Source organism: Psychrobacter sp. Ps7 (assembly GCF_022129225.1).
GTDB classification, from domain to species: Bacteria; Pseudomonadota; Gammaproteobacteria; order Pseudomonadales; family Moraxellaceae; genus Psychrobacter; species Psychrobacter immobilis_A.
On the sequence record NZ_JADQAH010000007.1, the window covers coordinates 41033 to 59799 of the forward strand.

The following is an 18767-nucleotide window of genomic DNA, read 5'->3' on the forward strand; positions in this document are numbered from 1 at the left end:
GTTAATTATTATTCTAATAATATTTGATAGGTTTACTTATAATCTACCATTTCATAAAGACTTAGTAATAACCATTAAAAACCCCCTTTTATCATTGATGAAAGGGGCTTTTCTTATGCTTGCCTATTAATTTAACTATTCATCATTAGCAGATTTGGTGATTTTTTTCACATCCTTGGGAATGGTTTTTGCTGTCCCATCAATCGTTGTATGCTGTTTAAACCCATCACCAAACGGGTTTTGTTGTTGACCGAATGGATTTTGATTATTCATACCACCTGCGCCGCCGAATGGGTTTTGACCGCCCATGCCACCAAACGGATTTTGTCCGCCGCCCATCTGTCCACCCATTTGCTTGGCCATCATTTCCATCATTTTTTGCTGATTATTCATGACATAATTATTAGCAAAGTCTTTGAGCTTCTTTTGCACGGGTGGCAATATCACCAATAATGCGAGTAAATCGCTCAGCACACCTGGAATGAGTAGCAAAATACCAGCCGCTGCCATGGCCACACTTTTCATCATGGTTGATTCTTGCGGACGCATTGATGGGTTCATCATGCCACCTGCTTTCATCTGCTGTGCCATTGGATTGAGGGCAGCCATCCCTTTACGCAAGAGGGAGATACCGATGACTGCGGCGATAATAAACCACATAAATACCCACCAACCACTCATAAACTGAGCAAGCAAATACCAAAGTAGCATTTCGATAATAAACCAAACAATGGCAATACCAACTATCTGACCCATAAAGTGTCGTCCTATAAAATAAAAAACAATAAATTGAGCGCCATGCAAATTAAGATGGCTAACATATGATGTATATGGGGATTGATTGCTATACTATCAAACTTAAGGCTGATTTTTAAGCCATATAGTCGGTACAATATAATTTGGATACAAGGAAGATGAGCAAAAGCACTACGAGTAGTAGGCTGAGCGAGTCTGACACCGTATCCAACTTATATAGGATTGAAAATAAAATGTAAGCAAGATGGAATATTATGGCAATTATTATTGGAATTGATCCTGGTTCGCGCATGACCGGTTATGGCATCGTCCAACAGACAGGCGATAAGCTCACCTATATAGACGCAGGCACTATTCGTACAGACACCAAAGAGATGCCTGAACGTCTAAAGCGAATTTTTAATGGCTTGACCCGTATTACCCAGCATCATTTGAAATATGCTGATGAGCCTATCTATACGGCTATTGAGCAAGTGTTTATGGCTGAAAACCCTGACTCAGCGTTGAAACTTGGGCAAGCGCGAGGTGCTGCTATTGCCGCCATGGTTGCTCTAGATTTAGAAGTATCGGAATATACCGCTCGCCAGATTAAGCAAGCCGTTTGCGGTTATGGTGCAGCGGCAAAAGAGCAAGTGCAAGAGATGGTCTGCCGCATACTATCTTTGGATGTCGTGCCACAGCAAGATGCCGCCGATGGTCTTGCCTGCGCCATCTGTCATGCGCATTCAAGCCACTCCATGAATAAATTAATATTAAACAGCGCCATGCGTGGGCGCAGTGCGTCTAAGAAAAAAGGTCGCTGGCGTTTGACAGAAGAAGATCTAGGGAACTTGCGTTAAGAACGCTTATAAAACAAGCATAAAAAAACACGCGTTCAAATGCCGCGTGTTTTTCGAACTGTCTAACTTATTTACACTATCGTTTTGCTATAAAATCACTTTACTATAAAAATGTAACGGCTTAAACCGACTACTCTGCGACGGCACTTTCAATCACTGCATCCAACACATAAGCATATTCTTCGCCTTCTATACTATTGCTATCGTCACTGTCTAATGGGTAACGCTGTAGACGTAATACTTCATCGTGCATGCCATCATGCTGATAGCCATCGATTTCACCCGTAAAGACTGCCCACTTGCCTTCGCTCGTTTTAATACCTTGGTCATCATAGGTAATGGGTTTCACTTGTAGACACATCTCTGAGCCATTATCGGTGCAAGGTATCATTTTCGAGCTTACTGCCCAAAATACGGTCTCGCCTTTACTATTATACTTGGCTTGTGAGGTAAGCCTACCTTCCCAAATCAACGTTGCTCTATCACTGGTGACTTGGGTTAATATGGGCTTATCACCCTTGAGACTATCATCCTGAGAGTTGTTGTCTTTAGCGTCGCCATCTTTAGTACTGTTAGCTTTCATTAATGTTAACTGGCTTTCACCTTGCATCAGCTGACTTAAACTATTTTCAGCCTTATCAAGCTCACCACAAGACATTTTCGTACTCATACCCTCTTCAATAGTCAAAGTATGACCTTGCAATTGGTAGCCGGCGCTCATAGTATTACAGCCAACGCTATAACTTAACGTATTCTCACCTTGGTATTGATTAAAAGACAAACGCACTTGGTCTTTAATATCCGTCAGCATGTTTAATGGCTGTGCGCCTTTGTCCATTACAGACATCAATGTCCAACGATAACGTGAAAGATTGGCAATCATTTTCTCTTCATCGCTCATCTTATCCATCTGAGTATCATCCGTTACTGCATCAGCGTTCATATCTATGCCATCACCATTTATTGCATCAGCGCTTGTCTGAGTGCCTTCTTGTACGTCACTTTCATTGGGTAAAGAGGCATCTTGGCAGGCACTTAAAAAAACACTTAGTGCCAACAAACTTGGTAGTAAAGTGAATCGAATTGGCCGTTTTTTAACAGATGAGGTCATAGCAGTCATACCTTGTGGTTATCCCTTTTTTAAGTCAAAGTATTTAAAAAATCAGGTTGAATATTTAACAATAAGGGGCTGATGATATCCACTTTATTAAAGCGTCACAATTCACCACTATAGCGCCGTCGATTACCATGGTTGTAACAAAGTGTTTATTTTTATGGATTCATCGTAACTGCTATTTTAATATTTAAAAGCACCATAAAAAATCAATGGTCTCAGATAATTGGAAATTTCATCAATTATTCAAGACCATCAATGATGTCACATTTTTAATTTTTCGCGCTAGTCTTACTCGTTTGTATGAGCAATTTTGGCTTTTGCCATATTTTTAATACTAAAACGCTCATTCATCATTTGATAAAAACGCGCAAGATTTTCGCCCTGCTCGTTCGGATTTACGTTAAGGACTTTACCAAAATCTAAACCGAGATATAGGACGATATCAGCAAAGCTTAATTGTTCACCGACCAAATACTCACGACCTTTTAAAATATTTTCAAAATAAGCAAGGGCTTTAACAGCTCGTGCGACAGATGGCGCGACAAACTCTGGGACTTGCTCAACGCGTTGGGCTTTGGACGGATGGCTGTGCTGGAAAGCCAGCATAAAGTTATATAATACCTCAAACTCAGCAATGCGGCGCATAGCGCACACTTGCGCACGTTGTATCACATCATTACCCATCACCGAACGCTCACCATAGACACGGTCGAGATACTCACATACAGCCTGCGAATCATTGAGTACCGTGCCATCACCTAGTGTTAGAACTGGCACGGTCTGCATTGGATTTATTTTGGTGAACTCGTCTGACATTTGCTCATTGGCAGCAAAATCAATGTCAATCACGTCCACGTCATCCATATCATCGACATCGATGCCTTTTGACGCTAACAAAATAAGGGCTTTACGTGGATTGGGCGCGGTACGGGTGACATATAGTTTTTTCATGGCAAACTCCTTGTAAGATTGGACAAAAGCGACTCAACGCTATCTGGTTTTATTATGGTTATTACGCTGTTGATGATAGATAAAGACTGGCGATTCTTTATACAACAGTTATATCCTACTCTGCTCATCATAGCAAAGCCTTATTAGGCTTGCTTTTTTGATCAGAGACTAAACAACAAAAAGCCCCACAACGTTACGTCATGAGGCTTCATTTCATTCATCTAATCATGCTACTTATTTATTGGGTGCAGGCGTGGTACGTAAATAAGGCTTAATTTCTGTATAACCTTTAGGGTATTTAGCCGCGATATCTTCGTTTTTGACACTTGGTGGAATGATGACATCATCACCGTCTTTCCAGTCAACTGGCGTCGCAATGTTATATTCATCAGACAGTTGCAGAGCATCAATGACACGAATAATCTCGTCAAAATTACGACCACAGCTCGCAGGATAAGTCAGCGTTAAGCGGATTTTTTTATTTGGATCAATAATGAAGACACTGCGTACCGTATGCGTGCTATCTGCATTTGGATGCATCATGTCATATAGCTCAGCGACTTCTTTGTTCGGGTCAGCAATGATTGGAAAATTTAGCTCAGTACCTTGAGTCTCACCAATGTCTTTTGCCCACGCATGATGGTCATCGATACCATCAACAGAGATACAAATTGGCTTGACACCACGCTTTTGAAATTCGCCATTCAGTGCCGCAGCACGACCAAGCTCAGTAGTACATACTGGCGTAAAATCAGCTGGATGGGAGAAAAAAACGACCCAATTATCGCCTGCCCACTCGTGGAAATTGATATTACCCTCTGTGGTTGCAGCGTCAAAATTTGGTGCGGTATCGCCTAAACGTAAATGTGCCATGCTTAATTCCTTAGCTATGTTAGTGATGAGCACTAATATCCAAAGATATTCGCGTGCTCTATTATTATCAACGTACTTTTTATTATCAACGTGCCCTGTCAGATATTACACAATAACTCAAAGCACGTCAGTAAAAATCCTATTTTATCTTAGCAAACTGGTTATGACTGTCTTGTGAAGGATTGTAATACGGTTATTCTGTTTATTACTAGGTAACTTAGCATACACTTAGCGAATGAATCAAACCACCATTCCAGAATCCCACAAACAAAAATCACCGAATTTACCTTTTTTACTGGTACCACCTGCTGCACGCCCAGCATCTGTTAATGTAAGCTGTCCTTCTTGCTCTTGTAAATATCCCGCTGCAAGCAACTTATCATTTAACTCTTGGGTCTTAAAACCCAGCTCTTTGGCAAGCTTCGCAGTCGTTAATTTAGAGTAATTAGGCGTTGCCGCTTCTGTAGTAGTAGGTGCGACCGTTGTATTAGCATTATTGCTGGGCATTGTATGACTGGCAGTAGCAGTATTATCAGTCCTACCATCAGATTCAGTCACTTTTTCAAGCGACATGCGCACTTCATCGCTGATACGAATAATGCGCTGTGCCTCCTCATAAGTATCGGCATATAGTTTGGCATCTTCATTACGATAAATCAGCACGCCCATTTCATTATTATTGACTTGGCTAAATTCATAAAGGTTCAAACTGGTAATAATGCATTCGTTTTCATTCAGATAACACTTAGCATGCAAATTTTTACAAAAACTGGTACGAATAAAAGTCAGATTTTTGAGCCAGTTTATTTCTTCTGGGTGCAAATCATTCTTGCCATAAACGATTCTAATATCAATTTTGAGACGATTACGATCTTCTAGCAACTCTTTAATACGCTCATTCAGCTTTAGATAGGGACTGATGATAATCAACCTATCAGACGCACTTTTAATCAATTCTTCTAAATGGTAAGTCGTGCCACTGCTGTTTAAAAATTTTGCCATTATTATTTCCTCAAGTCTTACGATCAATCACTTTATAATCATGCACAAAAAAGCCCATCCCTAGCGTACTAGAAATGGGCAAGCTTGCAAACTACTATTGTTCAGTAGCTTTTCAAATAAGCGCTAATGCCGCTAATAGTGATAAATTAAGCTGGCTTATAGCTGTCACGCAAGCTCACGATTTGGTTAAAGACTGGTTTATCAGTGCTATGGTCTTCGCTATCAGAGATAAAGTAACCTTCACGCTCAAACTGGAAGCGTGTGCCAGCGTCCGCATTCACCAATGACGGTTCCACCACGGTATTGAGTTCAGTCAACGAGTTAGGATTCAATGCTTGATGGACGTCAGCGACGCCACTTGGGTCTTCGACACTAAATAACTGCTCATACATGCGCACCGTTGCTGGGATGCCTTGGCTAGCTGATACCCAATGAATCACGCCTTTAACCTTACGACCTTCAGGATTTTGACCCAAAGTCGCCGGATCAATCGTCGCTTTTAGTTCAACGACATTGCCCGCTTCATCTGTAATGTGCTCAGTCACTGCCAATACATAGGTATTACGCAGACGAATTTCTGGCTTTTCTGGTGATAGACGCTTATAACCTGCTGGCGGCTCAATTTCGTAATCACCTTGGTCAATATAAAGGGTTTCGGTAAACGGAATTTCACGCTCGCCCATATCGACATTAGGATGATTTGGCTGCGTCAGCCATAAGGTTTGCGAAGCATCATCAAAGCGAGCATTGACGCTGTCCGCTTTTTGCGACTCCCAACTGCTGACCGCTTCGGCAAAGTTGGTAATGGTCACTTTTAATGGCTTAAGTACCGCCATACCACGACCTGTGGTCGTCTCTAATGATTGACGAATGCTGAATTCTAATAAGCGAAAGTCGACGACGCTGTCTACTTTGGTTACACCAACACGCTCACAGAAATCACGTAAACCCTCTGGTGTATAACCACGGCGACGCATGCCAGCGATCGTCGGCATACGCGGATCATCCCAACCACTAACGATATTTTCGTCAACCAACTGTTTAAGCTTACGCTTGCTGGTCAAGGTATGATCGACATTTAAGCGGCTAAATTCATACTGGTGCGGTGGTACATCAAAGCCAATTTTGTCAATGACCCAATCATAAAATGGACGATGATCTTCAAACTCCAGCGTACATAATGAATGGGTAATGCCTTCGAGTGCATCAGAGAGCGGATGGGCAAAATCATACATGGGATAAATGCACCATTTATCACCCGTTTGGTGATGCGCTTGATGCATGACGCGATAGATGACAGGGTCACGCATGTTCATGTTTGGGCTTGCCATATCAATCTTGGCGCGCAACACCGCTTTACCTTCTGCAAACTTGCCTTCTTTCATATCATTAAAGAGGGTCAAATTTTCTTCAACACTGGCAGAACGCTGCGGTGATGCTGTGCCTGCCTCATTGAATGAGCCTCGGTTTTCTTTAATTTGCTCAGGCGATTGCAAATCTACATAGGCATCGCCCTGCTCAATCAACTGCACGGCCCATGCATACAACTGGTCAAAGTAGCCTGACGCATGGTGCGCCTCTCCTGCCCACTCAAATCCAAGCCATTTGACATCATTTTCGATATTATCGATGAAGTCTTGCTTTTCTGCGGTAGGGTTAGTGTCATCAAAACGCAGGTTACAAACACCACCAAACTCTTCGGCCACGCCAAAGTTTAGGCAGATAGATTTTACGTGCCCCAAGTGCAAGTAGCCGTTTGGCTCTGGCGGAAAGCGCGTCACGATTTGTGGGTATTTTTGCGCCTTGACATCGTCACGAATGATATTGCGAATAAAATCGTTTTTTTGTTCGTCTTTTTGTGCATTGTTGCTTGAGTGCTCACTCATCGGGCATTGCTCCTAACGCAAATTGTCAGTTCATGCTACGTGCCATCACGCAGCATGGAAAATTCAAACCAAATCATTAAAAACAAGTTATTAAAAATGATAATAAAAAGCTAAAGTTGCGTTATTCTATCAGCTTTTGCGAACGCATTAACAGCCTGATACATGACACGAGATAAAAAAGCCGTTAGACTAGCCATAACTTTTTAATCACCAACTTTTTAGCCACCACTTAACAGCGTCATTTTAGGCGCTGCAATCAAAGAGGAATATCACATGGTAGACATGCCACCAGTAGTAGAACTAGACACCAATATGGGTGCGATCGTTATCGAACTCAATGAAGAAAAAGCACCAAAGACAGTAGAAAACTTTTTAAACTATGTAAAATCTGGTCATTATGACGGTACGATTTTCCATCGCATCATTGACGGCTTTATGATTCAAGGCGGCGGAATGGACGCTGAAATGAATGAAAAAGCGACCAATGCTCCAGTTGAAAACGAAGCAGACAACGGTCTAAAAAACGACGCTGGTACGATTGCGATGGCGCGTACTCAAGATCCGCATTCAGCAACCAGCCAGTTTTTCGTTAACGTAAAAGACAACGATTTCCTAAACCATTCTGGCAAAAACATGCAAGGTTGGGGCTACACCGTATTTGGTAAAGTAACAAGCGGTATGGACGTGATTGAAAAAATGCGCGGCGTACCTACTGGTCGTTTCGGCATGCATGCTGATGTACCAAAAGAGCCAGTGGTTATCAACTCAGCGACTATCATCACTAAGTAACTGCTATTAAATAACGGTTTCTCAGTAATCATTCTTCAATAGTTATTACTCAGTAGCGATGAGTCTGTAAAAGCTTATGAGTCGTTGCTGTTTAAAATTACGAGGATAAGGATAAATGCAAAGTTTTGACCACCTAATTACCACCCGCCCTCATGAGGTGCGGCAAGTATTGATTAGCGATTTGCATTTATCGCCTGAAGAGCCTGCCTTAGTGCAGGCTTTTTTGGCGCTGCTTGATGATTGCCTTGCTCTGCCTGCGCTCAAGCGCTTATTTATCTTAGGTGATTGGTTTGAAGTTTGGCTCGGTGATGATTTTTATTTGTCTTTATCCGACGAGGAACGACAAAGTCATTGGCTCACTCCGCTTATCGTTAAATTAAAAAAACTGCGCATAGCTGGCTGCGAGATTTTGGTCATGCATGGCAACCGTGATTTTTTGTTAGGTCAGCCATTCTGCAATCTATTTGGTGGCGAGCTTATTTACGAGCCGTATACTTTGACTGTCGGTCAGCAAAATTATCGTCTAGAGCACGGTGATGCCTTGTGTACTGATGATAAAAAGTATCAGTTTTTTCGCAAAATCATGCGTAATCGTTTGACTCAGTGGTATTTGCTCAATAAATCGTTAGAGAAACGCTTGGCAATCGCCGATAAAATGCGGCAAAAGAGCCAGCAGAATAATGCCAATAAAGCGGCGCATATCATGGATGTCAATAAAGATGCAGTGATACAAGCAGTGGCTGATAGCGATGCATTACTACATGGTCACACCCATCGTCCAGATATTCATCAGGCTACCACTGATAAAAAACGCTACGTGCTCGGCGACTGGAGATTGTTAGATAAAGATACTCGCCAGCCAAAAGTAAGTGCGGTGATTGGCGCAGTCACAGGCGACGAGCATTCAAATGACAGTTTTAATAGTAATGCTGCTGAATTTAGATTGATTGAGTTTAAATCGCTCATTTAATGTCGTTTTTTTTGAGCGCCTCTGAACAATAAAAAAGGTCTGTTGAATTATCAACAGACCTTTTTTCTTTAAATTACACTGCATGTTTTTATATAAATGAAACTGCATGATTGACGCGCATCTAAGTGTCAAACTATTGATCGCTCAACTCTTACTTTACGGTATTAATTTAAAGAAATGTTGGCGATAATGCTTCAATTCACGAATAGAATCGCGAATATCGTCTAAGGCCAAATGACTGCCGCCTTTTTCAAAGTTTCTGAGAATATCAGGACGCCAGCGGAAGCAAAGCTCTTTAATTGACGACACATCCAGATTGCGATAATGGAAGAATTTTTCTAATTCCGGCATTTGACGCGCCATAAAGCGGCGATCTTGGCAGATGGAATTGCCACACATTGGCGACTTACCACTATCGACCCATTTATTGAGAAACTTAATTGTCTCAGCTTCGGCCTCTGCCAATGTCACGGTACTACGGCGGACACGGTCGACCAATCCTGACTGACCATGCTGCTTGGTATTCCAATCATCCATTTTATTTAACGTTTGATCCGATACTTTTATAGCGAACACTGGCCCTTCGGCAAGGACATTCAAATCTTCATCAGTGACAACGGTAGCAATCTCGATAATCTCGTCATTCAAGGTATCCAGTCCGGTCATTTCTAGGTCAATCCATACCAGCCCTTTTTTGCCTTGGTTTCTGATTTTAATCTTGTTGGGGTGGTCACCGGTACTCATAAAATATCCTATGGTCAATAAAGTTTAGAACAACTTTGGAGCAATATTAATTAAATAAATCGCCTGTCAATGTTCATGGCTAAGTAGCAAACTGTAGCAAAACGTTGCATCTACTGATTTATAACCCTTAAAACGTTACAAAATCTCTGTCTGCAGCAGGCGCTTTAGGCTGTATGTTATCAAACTTTCACGCTACACTTAGCAATATTTTTTTAATAGGTTCAAAACCCATGGCATTAATTCGGCAACGCAAACTGACTAAGCAACAGATTCGTCGCATCGACAAACAACAGCTGGCAAGTCAAGACAGCATCGATGACAGTTTGATGGATGGCGTGGTCATGGCGCATTATGGCAAGCAGTTGGAAGTACAAGTGACCAGCTTGCCTGCGGTGATACCTGTGCAGCCGGAGATCGCACCCGATGATCCTGAGCCATTTTGGCAAGAGCTGGCATTAGGCGATATTTGGCGTTGTCATGTGCGTACCAACTTACCGATGCTAGCCGCTGGCGACCAAGTACGCTGGAGTGCCGATCCTAACACGGGCTTTGGACGTATTGAATCGGTCAAGCCGCGTACCTCTCTGGTCTCGCGTCCTGATCGTTATCATAAACTTAAACCTGTCGCCGCCAATGTCGATATTTTGGCGATTGTCTTCGCGCCACTACCTGCTGCCGCGCCAACCCTCATCGATCGTTATTTGGTCGTCTGTCATCATGCTGGCGTAAAGCCACTGTTGGTACTTAATAAAGCCGATTTATTGGCAGAAGAAAACGGCGTCGATACCAAAGAATTATTGGCACAATATGCTTCTCTCGGTTATGAGAGCGTCTTGACCTCAGTCGACTGCCCTGAAAACGTCGCGGATAGCGATGAGCAAGAAGGGCTGGATGAGCTAAAACGTTATATCGATAAAAAACTGGTTATTTTTGCGGGGCAATCTGGTGTCGGTAAAAGCAGTTTAATCAATGCACTACTACCTGAATCGGCACAAAGCGTCAATATCATCTCTGATAACTCAAAACTTGGTCAACACACCACCACCACCAGTCGCTTATTACCATTTAATCCAGCCGACTTGACCCAAGGCGGTATCGTCGATACGCCAGGTATCCGCGAGTATGGCATTTGGCATCTCACACCCGATGATATCATTTCAGGATTTGTAGAGCTTGCACCGTTATCTGGCAACTGTCAGTTCCGTGATTGTCGTCATACTCACAACAGCAAAGGCTGCGCACTATGGCAAGCGGTTGCTGACGGCGTGGTATTGCAGCGCCGTGTAGAAAACCTCGTTACCCTAAGAGAAGAGGCAGATACTAAGCCCTATTAATATTTGCATTATTGGTATCCGCCTTATTAATCGTAATCGCTGCCTTATAGCTCGTTAATCGCTCGGTTGACCATCGCCCGTTTACTATGGATGGTCTAATCGGTATAATAGCGCCTTGTTCAGTATCGTTAGGCTGTCTTCTCAGCTTAACCGAACACTTATTTTTTTGGAGGTATGGTTTGGATCGTGCGCTGGAATTTGTGGGCAACCACCCGTTTTTATTTGGTATATTAGCCGTACTTGCCGTGCTATTTTTTACGATTGAAAACAAACGTAGTGGCAGAAAAATATCGCCCAATACCTTAGGTATGATGGTTAACTCGCAAAACGCGCAGCTAATCGATATTCGTACCAAAAAGAAGTTTGAGACTGGTTACATCCAAGGCAGCCGTAACATACCGTTCACCGAGCTTAAAGACCGCTTAGAAGAAATCCGTGCAATTGAGCAGCCAGTGATTATCATTTGTGATATGGGTGTGCAAGCAGGCGCGGCAATTCAGATGATCGGCAAGGACAGTGTTTATCGCTTAGAAGGTGGTATCGGCGGCTGGCAAGCAGCGGGTATGCCATTGGTTGGGTTAAAAGATGCAAAGCCTAAAAATAAAGGCAAAGCCAAACCAAGTCTACATAAGTAGTCCGTTATACTGATGTTTAAAAAATATTTAGCCCGTATCAATTGATATATGATTGAGGCGCGTTGAATACTCACAAATAAAAAAGACACCTTATCGATAGGTGTTTTTTTGTTTGTGGCATTTATGCTACCGTCAGCGCTTTTATACTCAAACATCTTGAATTTGCTCTGCTCATCCCCACTTTAATAACGAGCATCACCGAATCTATCTTCAATTTACTTGCTGGTAACGGATTATAAGAATTTTTATCAAATAATTATTTATAATACTTTTTATAATAAAACGATTACCTTCTAAACTTATAAATAAGGATTTACCATGACTGTCGCTGTTAAAGTTTATACGACGCCTATCTGCCCATATTGCTCAAACGCCAAACAACTCTTAAAAACTAAAGGCGTTGACTACGAAGAAATTGGCATGCACGATATGAGCCGCGAAGAGCGTCAAGAATTAATGAAAAAAACCAATAACTATCGTACTGTGCCACAAATTTTCGTCGGTGAGACCTTTGTCGGTGGTTTTGATGAGCTCAATCAAATGAACCAACAAGGCAAACTTGACGAGCTATTAGCAGGTTAATCTGCTACTTTTCGTTGCTGTCTGTCTTTGCCTGTGCAATGATAGACAGCGGCAAAGATAAAAGAGAGTAATAAAAACATCCAGATTTTGTCTCGATTTATATTACAATGAACTTTTATTAAAATGACAGTTTGTCCAACTACTTGATCAACTTTTAGAGGATTTATCATGGCTGAAGAACAAGCACAACCACAATTGGCACTAGAGCGTATCTACGTAAAAGATATGTCACTTGAAGTCCCAGGCGCTAGTGTGTTCACCAAAGAGTGGAACCCAGAGCTTGATATCAATTTGTCTAGCAACGCTGAAAAACTGGATGACGATCATTATCAAGTCATTTTAACGGTGAGCGTTACAGCAAAAAATGCGGAAGAAGCGGCATTTATCGCTGAAGTACATCAAGCAGGTATCTTCTTATTAAAAGACATCCCAGAAGACCAAATCGGTCAAATCTTAGGTGCATACTGCCCGAACGTTTTGTTCCCGTATGCTCGTGAAGTCATCAGCGACATCGTAACGCGTGGTAGCTTCCCGCAGTTATTGCTAGCCCCTGTCAACTTTGACCAAGCTTACGCGCAAAGCCAGCAACAAGCACAAGTTGATGCTGAAGGTAATGCATAAGTTTTAAGCAAAAATGTGCTAGCTTTATTCGCAGTATATTTTAATAAAAAAGCCGTTTACTCATTAGGAGTGAGCGGCTTTTTTGTGGATGCTGTTTAAGCGCTTACTCAATAGAATCGTTGAGCAATGAGAGTTCTGCTTAGTAATATTGTGAGATATACAGTTAAAACCATTAGACATAAAAAAACCCTGCTAATAAACAGGGTCTTCAATCGCGTCATCAATTATTCAAAATCGATGATTAACCTTTTAACGCTGATAAAATTTGTTGCTTAACATCATCGATGCCTTGCGTGCCATCAAATTTATCATAATTAGGGGCATCGGCACCTTCTTTGGCCTTGTCTTGATAAAAACCAACAAGCGCTGATGTTTGCTCATGATAAGTCGCTAGACGATCACGAATGGTAGATTCTTTATCATCTTCACGCTGGATTAGCGCTTCACCTGTCACATCGTCGATACCCTCAACCTTGGGTGGATTGTGATCAACGTGATAAACGCGACCTGAACCAGGATGTTGGCGACGACCAGATAAGCGCTTGACAATCTCGTCATCTGGCACGCTGATTTCGATTACATGATCGATAGCAACGTCAGCATCTGCAAGTGCTTGAGCCTGTGGAATCGTACGCGGAAAACCATCCAAAATACAACCATTGGCACAATCAGGCTTAGCGATACGTTCTTTCACTAGGTTAATAATGAGGTCATCAGAAACCAAACCACCAGCATTCATGATGTCTTTGGCTTTTTTGCCAAGCTCGCTGCCTTCTTTGATTGCTGCACGCAGCATATCGCCAGTTGAGATCTGCGGGATATCATATTCTTTAGAAATAAACTGGGCTTGGGTACCTTTACCGGCGCCTGGTGGACCTAGCAAAATAATACGCATCATTACACGATTCTCCTTAATAGATAGGATTTTGGGACTAATAAAACTCAGGGATTGGTTGTTTGCCAAGCTACCTTACCTTGTGGCTTGGCAAAGCTCAAGTATTTTCATTATTTGCAGTGATAAGTTGTCATGACTTATCTGTTCATATAATGCTGTTGCGCGCTGCTGTATCGGACAACAGCGCTTACGTCAGAGGTGCTGACATCAACAGATATAAATACTATGGAATTTGTTGATTAATTTCAACATTGACCTGATTTTGTTCCGCACTAATCACCACTGGATTACCTGACAAATCCCCTGACTCTGCACTGGCAGTACCACTATGGCTGATACGAGCGATGACAGCCAACTGAACTTTATCCGCTCTCGCCGATTTCAAAGTACGTTCAGGCATCATGGCATCCAAATCGCTTAGGCTAATGCTGGCTTCACCTTGCTTGATAACACTGATCGGCAAACGTTTGGCAGCAAATGGTGGTCCACCATTGACATCACGTATGGCGACAAACAACACATCGTCGGCTTTGACTAACGGCAGCAGGCTAGCATTAATCGTAACAGTCACTTCAACACCTTCAGAGGCTTGCTGTTGCTGAGCGGTGACATTAGCACTTAGCTCATCTAGACTCGCCAATGCTTTGGTATGATCACCAGGTTTAGCCGCAATACTGTCACGTAGACGCTTAATCCAGCCTTGTGCTTGATCAAAATTACTACTCCGTGCCTCACCCATTGCCATGAGCATTTGCGCGCCCTCATGCTCTGGATTTTTAGCCAACACGTCTTGTAGCACTCGGCGACTATTAGCGTCTAATTGGCCTTTATTGGCAAAGAAGCTAATCTGTGCATAAGTGGTTGCAATCTCTTCATTGTCTGGTGACAAACGATAAGCACGCGACAAGGCTTCAATTGCGGAGTCAGTGGCTTCTAATGATAAGAATAATTCTGATAAACGCATCCAGCGATCTGGATCATCAGCGTGACGATAGACATTGGTTTGCATGGCACTAATCAGCTGTTGACCATCTTCAATCGCCCAAGCAGGCGGCTGATCAATCTTACCCGTTAATAAGTCATCAGCCACTTGACCCACTTTGTCTTCAGCTGCCCAAAGCTCGAACACAGGCGTACGATCGCCGACCATCAAATACGCCATCGCCGCGAGGACTGGCACCCAGACAGTAATGATCAATCGACTTTTGATACCAGGTGCGACCATCGGAGTGACTTCACGCTGAGCATCCAATAACTGGCGTTCAAGCTCCAGTTTTTGGTTCTGGTAATGGCTGTCATCGATAGTGCCATTGTCTTTATCTGTTTTTAGTTCTGCTAGACGCTCACGGAACACAGCAACGTTGATATCCAACAGCTGATTGTCCATAGGCTTTTCTGGCGAGCGTGATGCTCGCAGCCAAGGCATGATGGTAATAACAGCGAGTATTAAGGCAATGAGTAAGCTTAGAGCAATAAATAAGCCCACAGTAGAGAATATGGTCATTTTTTGTCCTTGAGGCTTGTAATATCATGGTCGTTTTTGTCATCGCTCGAAGCACGTGATAACAGACGATCAATCTCGGCTTTTTCAGCAGCAGATAGAGCAGTAGCCGTACTGTTGACCGTTACCCCGCTTTCACCACTAGCGACAAGCTGACGTCGTTTGCTTTGCCAGAACCAGCCTATGAGTAAACTGATGAGTAATAGTGGCGGAAAAAACCACAAAATCCACGTTGATGGACGGACAGGCGGCTTATAAGTGATGAAATCGCCATAACGTTCCTGCATATAAGCACGAATCTCGCCATCACTACGACCATCTTTTATCAAATCATACGTTTTTTGCTTTAAATCTTGAGCAATGGGCGCATCCGATCCTGCAAGATTTTGGTTTTGACATTTTGGGCAACGCAGCTCTTCGATGAGACCACGATATTGGGCTTCTTGCTGCACAGAATCAAAGTCATAGACCTCAATAGCAGCATAGCTTGCCATACTTATTATACAAGCTATTAATAAGCTCGCTACTTTTAACGTAACGGTTGTTATTTTATTGGCTATCATTTACACGCCTCCGCAACCTGAGTCGGATCTGGACTGACGTTGTTATTATTGGCTTCATTGAGCACCATCAAGCAGGGCGTGATACGGCTTTGCCAGTTGCTTTCATTGATCTCACCAATGATGTGCTGACGAATAACACCATTACCATCGACTACGAAAGTCTCAGGCGCACCCGTCAAACCTAAGTCCAAAGCAAACTGACCAGATAAATCCTGAATGGACATCGAGAACGGATCACCACCTCGGTTTAAGTAGCCTAGAGCATCACCAATGTCATCTTTATAGTTGACCCCGACCAGATTGACACCTCGCTCCTCTAATTGCATAAGAAAAGGATGCTCAATAATACAAGTTGGGCACCAAGAGCCCCAGATATTCATCAAAAATGGCTTATCAGGCAGATTTTCATTGGTCATGATACGACTGGTATCTGATAATAAAGGCAGCTCAAAAGCGGGAACTGGGCGCTCAAGTGCCGTATTGGTAACGATATCCGTCGGCTTACCCAAACGCAGATATAGCATGATGATTAAGCCAATGAAAACGATCAGTGGAATCAAAAACCATAGCTTAAGTTGCTTTTTATTCATGGTTTTCGTGCCACCTACCTTATCTTGCTTTGCATTTTGATCAGGGGATTGCTTTGATGTGCTCATATTAATTATCCCCTGTCTTTAATGCTGAAGCATCCAAATCGGCGACGGTGGTAAAGCCTGCTTTATTTGCCGCAATTTGTGCCGATGTCTTGGTTTTCTTAATACGATAGCGATGATCAAGAATACTCAATACTGCACCAAACGCCATAATCAGAGCGCCTAGCCATATCCAGCGGATAAGCGGTTTCACATAAATACGTACTGCCCATTCGTTGCTATCTTCGGCGATAGGTTCGCCCAGTGCCACATAAACATCACGCATGAGGCTAGCATCAATCGCGGCTTCTGTGACTGGCATCATACTAATGATGTAATTACGTTTTTCAGGATACAGAGTGGTCACAGCACGGCCATCTTTGCTGATTTCAACCTCAGCTTGGGTGGCATCAAAATTACTGCCTTTGACTTCACGAAAGCCTTTAACGGTAAAGTCATAGCCTTGGACATGAACACTATCGTTTGGTCCAAGCGCGACATCACGTTCAATACTTAACGTACTGGTAAATGCGACGCCGATGACGGCAATAATGACACCGATATGAGCGATCTGTTGACCCCAATAGCTCAGACGTAACTGGCGTAACCCTTTAACAAAATTGGGTGCGTTTTTGGTTTTGTCTTTAAAATCAACCACCATCCATAGCAGTACCCAAAAACTGACCGCCAACGTAACGCCAATATTAAGCATCGCAGACGGGCTCACAAAATACGTGATAACTGCCGCAAGCACTAAACTACTGGCTGCAATGACCATACCAGCGCCCAATAGCGGACGGCTGTCTTTTTTCCAGCGAATGTTCGAGCCCATACCCATTGCTACTAATATCAGCCACGTTAGCGGTACAAACAGCGCATTGAAGTAAGGAGGGCCGACAGACACCTGACCTAAATTAAAGGAGTCAGCAATGATAGGATACAGCGTGCCGAGTAATACGACCAAAGTCGAAATTAAAATAATAACGTTGTTAATGACTAAAAATGACTCGCGTGAGATCAGTTGATACTGACTTTCGACCGTTAAACGCCAACCACGTATTGCAAACATCAACAAGCCACCGCCGATGATCACACCGAGAATGACTAAAATGACCAGACCACGCGTTGGGTCAGCGGCAAACGAATGCACCGAGGTAATAACGCCAGAACGCACAAGAAAGGTGCCCAATAGACTGAGTGCAAAAGCAAAAATCGCCAGCATAATCGTCCATGCTTTAAAGACACCACGTTTTTCTGTGACGGCAAGCGAATGTAACAGCGCGGTACCAGCCAGCCATGGCATCAATGAAGCGTTCTCTACTGGATCCCAGAACCACCAACCACCCCAGCCAAGCTCGTAATAGGCCCACCATGAGCCAAGCGCAATACCAACGGTCAAAAAGCCCCAAGCCGCCAATGCCCACGGACGCGACCAGCGTGTCCACACTGCATCTAAACGACCTTCCCACAATGCCGCCATACAAAAGGCAAACGGCACGACCAAACCCACATAACCCATATACAGCATCGGTGGGTGAATAATCAAACCGAAATCTTGTAGCACAGGATTTAGATCCGCACCATCAACAGGTAAGTTTGGCAATGTACGATCAAATGGCGACGAGGTAAAAATCAGCATCGCTAGCATCATCATCTGCACGCCAGCCAAAATTACCAACACTCGCGCACGCATAGACAGTGGCAAACCACGGCTAAAGTAAGAGACTAGCGCACACCAAGTAGCCATGATGGTCATCCAAAGCAGCAATGAACCCTCATGACCACCCCAAGTTGCCGACAGCTTATAATACCAAGGCAACAGCGTATTAGAATGCTGAGTGACATAGACGAGGCTGAAGTCATTGTAATAAAATCCTGCCATCAGCGCGGCAAATGATGTGATCATGGCAGCAAATTGTGCCCACGCCAGACTTGGTGCCAAACGCTGCCACGCAACGTGGTCACGCATGATACCGACGGTTGGTAATACCACCTGCAAAATCGCCAATATAAAGGCGGCTAGCAAGGCAAAATAACCCAATTCTGTGATTAACATACGGTCTAACCTTGTTTACCT

At 43.2% G+C, this 18767-nt stretch carries 19 protein-coding genes; 7 read left to right on the forward strand and 12 right to left on the reverse strand.

What is annotated here, in order from left to right; genetic code table 11:
* Positions 1–135: 135 nt before the first annotated feature.
* Positions 136–756: an FxsA family protein gene (locus I3257_RS04210; RefSeq protein ID WP_055123798.1), complete on the reverse strand. Its 621-nt coding sequence runs from the start codon at positions 754–756 to the stop codon at positions 136–138.
* 254 nt (positions 757–1010) lie between these two features.
* Here I3257_RS04210 and ruvC point away from each other — a divergent pair, with 254 nt between their 5' ends.
* On the forward strand, positions 1011–1595 hold the full coding sequence (gene ruvC, locus I3257_RS04215) for a crossover junction endodeoxyribonuclease RuvC (protein WP_238048910.1): 585 nt from the start codon (positions 1011–1013) through the stop codon (positions 1593–1595).
* Positions 1596–1725: 130 nt separating this feature from the next.
* Here the strand turns inward: ruvC and I3257_RS04220 are convergent, their stop codons facing one another.
* The 5 genes from I3257_RS04220 to I3257_RS04240 form a co-directional block, all read right to left on the reverse strand.
* Positions 1726–2706 carry an META domain-containing protein gene (locus I3257_RS04220; protein ID WP_238048911.1) on the reverse strand — a complete coding sequence of 327 codons (981 nt, stop codon included), beginning with the start codon at positions 2704–2706 and terminating at the stop codon, positions 1726–1728.
* A 294-nt stretch (positions 2707–3000) separates the two neighbouring features.
* Positions 3001–3663 (reverse strand): glutathione S-transferase family protein, encoded by a 663-nt coding sequence (locus I3257_RS04225; RefSeq protein ID WP_238048912.1) that lies wholly within the window; start codon positions 3661–3663, stop codon positions 3001–3003.
* A gap of 234 nt (positions 3664–3897) precedes the next feature.
* Positions 3898–4536: a peroxiredoxin gene (locus I3257_RS04230; RefSeq protein ID WP_045446971.1), complete on the reverse strand. Its 639-nt coding sequence runs from the start codon at positions 4534–4536 to the stop codon at positions 3898–3900.
* 240 nt (positions 4537–4776) lie between these two features.
* Positions 4777–5538, reverse strand: a complete 762-nt coding sequence (locus tag I3257_RS04235) for a phospholipase D family protein (protein ID WP_238048913.1) — start codon at positions 5536–5538, stop codon at positions 4777–4779.
* Between the two features lie 146 nt (positions 5539–5684).
* Positions 5685–7424, reverse strand: a complete 1740-nt coding sequence (locus I3257_RS04240) for a glutamine--tRNA ligase/YqeY domain fusion protein (RefSeq protein ID WP_238048914.1) — start codon at positions 7422–7424, stop codon at positions 5685–5687.
* A gap of 273 nt (positions 7425–7697) precedes the next feature.
* On the opposite strand from I3257_RS04240, the gene I3257_RS04245 reads away from it, so the two are divergent.
* Together I3257_RS04245 and I3257_RS04250 are read left to right on the forward strand one after the other, a co-directional pair.
* Positions 7698–8213, forward strand: coding sequence for a peptidylprolyl isomerase (locus I3257_RS04245; RefSeq protein ID WP_045446977.1), 516 nt, complete (start codon positions 7698–7700; stop codon positions 8211–8213).
* Positions 8214–8328: 115 nt separating this feature from the next.
* Positions 8329–9183 carry a UDP-2,3-diacylglucosamine diphosphatase gene (locus I3257_RS04250; RefSeq protein ID WP_238048915.1) on the forward strand — a complete coding sequence of 285 codons (855 nt, stop codon included), beginning with the start codon at positions 8329–8331 and terminating at the stop codon, positions 9181–9183.
* Positions 9184–9339: 156 nt separating this feature from the next.
* Here I3257_RS04250 and orn read toward each other — a convergent pair whose 3' ends face one another.
* Positions 9340–9927 (reverse strand): oligoribonuclease, encoded by a 588-nt coding sequence (gene orn, locus I3257_RS04255; protein ID WP_045446983.1) that lies wholly within the window; start codon positions 9925–9927, stop codon positions 9340–9342.
* Between the two features lie 230 nt (positions 9928–10157).
* On the opposite strand from orn, the gene rsgA reads away from it, so the two are divergent.
* From rsgA to secB, 4 genes are all read left to right on the forward strand, one after another.
* Entirely contained in the window at positions 10158–11261 is a 1104-nt protein-coding gene (gene rsgA, locus I3257_RS04260; RefSeq protein ID WP_055123794.1) for a ribosome small subunit-dependent GTPase A, read from the forward strand.
* A gap of 179 nt (positions 11262–11440) precedes the next feature.
* Entirely contained in the window at positions 11441–11896 is a 456-nt protein-coding gene (locus I3257_RS04265; protein ID WP_238048916.1) for a rhodanese-like domain-containing protein, read from the forward strand.
* Positions 11897–12214: 318 nt separating this feature from the next.
* Positions 12215–12478, forward strand: a complete 264-nt coding sequence (gene grxC, locus I3257_RS04270) for a glutaredoxin 3 (RefSeq protein WP_045446994.1) — start codon at positions 12215–12217, stop codon at positions 12476–12478.
* 168 nt (positions 12479–12646) lie between these two features.
* Positions 12647–13099, forward strand: a complete 453-nt coding sequence (gene secB / locus I3257_RS04275) for a protein-export chaperone SecB (protein ID WP_045446997.1) — start codon at positions 12647–12649, stop codon at positions 13097–13099.
* A gap of 241 nt (positions 13100–13340) precedes the next feature.
* Here secB and adk read toward each other — a convergent pair whose 3' ends face one another.
* From adk to I3257_RS04300, 5 genes are all read right to left on the reverse strand, one after another.
* The gene (gene adk / locus I3257_RS04280) at positions 13341–13997 is read right to left on the reverse strand and encodes an adenylate kinase (RefSeq protein ID WP_055123793.1); all 657 of its coding nucleotides are present in this window, start codon (positions 13995–13997) and stop codon (positions 13341–13343) included.
* 220 nt (positions 13998–14217) lie between these two features.
* On the reverse strand, positions 14218–15498 hold the full coding sequence (ccmI, locus tag I3257_RS04285) for a c-type cytochrome biogenesis protein CcmI (protein ID WP_193008326.1): 1281 nt from the start codon (positions 15496–15498) through the stop codon (positions 14218–14220).
* Entirely contained in the window at positions 15495–16058 is a 564-nt protein-coding gene (locus I3257_RS04290) for a cytochrome c-type biogenesis protein (protein ID WP_269135318.1), read from the reverse strand. The genes ccmI and I3257_RS04290 overlap by 4 nt, the downstream gene beginning before the upstream one ends.
* Positions 16055–16714 carry a DsbE family thiol:disulfide interchange protein gene (locus tag I3257_RS04295; RefSeq protein ID WP_238048917.1) on the reverse strand — a complete coding sequence of 220 codons (660 nt, stop codon included), beginning with the start codon at positions 16712–16714 and terminating at the stop codon, positions 16055–16057. Before I3257_RS04295 ends, I3257_RS04290 begins: the two co-directional genes overlap by 4 nt.
* Position 16715: 1 nt before the next feature.
* Entirely contained in the window at positions 16716–18746 is a 2031-nt protein-coding gene (locus I3257_RS04300) for a heme lyase CcmF/NrfE family subunit (RefSeq protein ID WP_238048918.1), read from the reverse strand.
* Between the last annotated feature and the right edge of the window lie 21 nt (positions 18747–18767).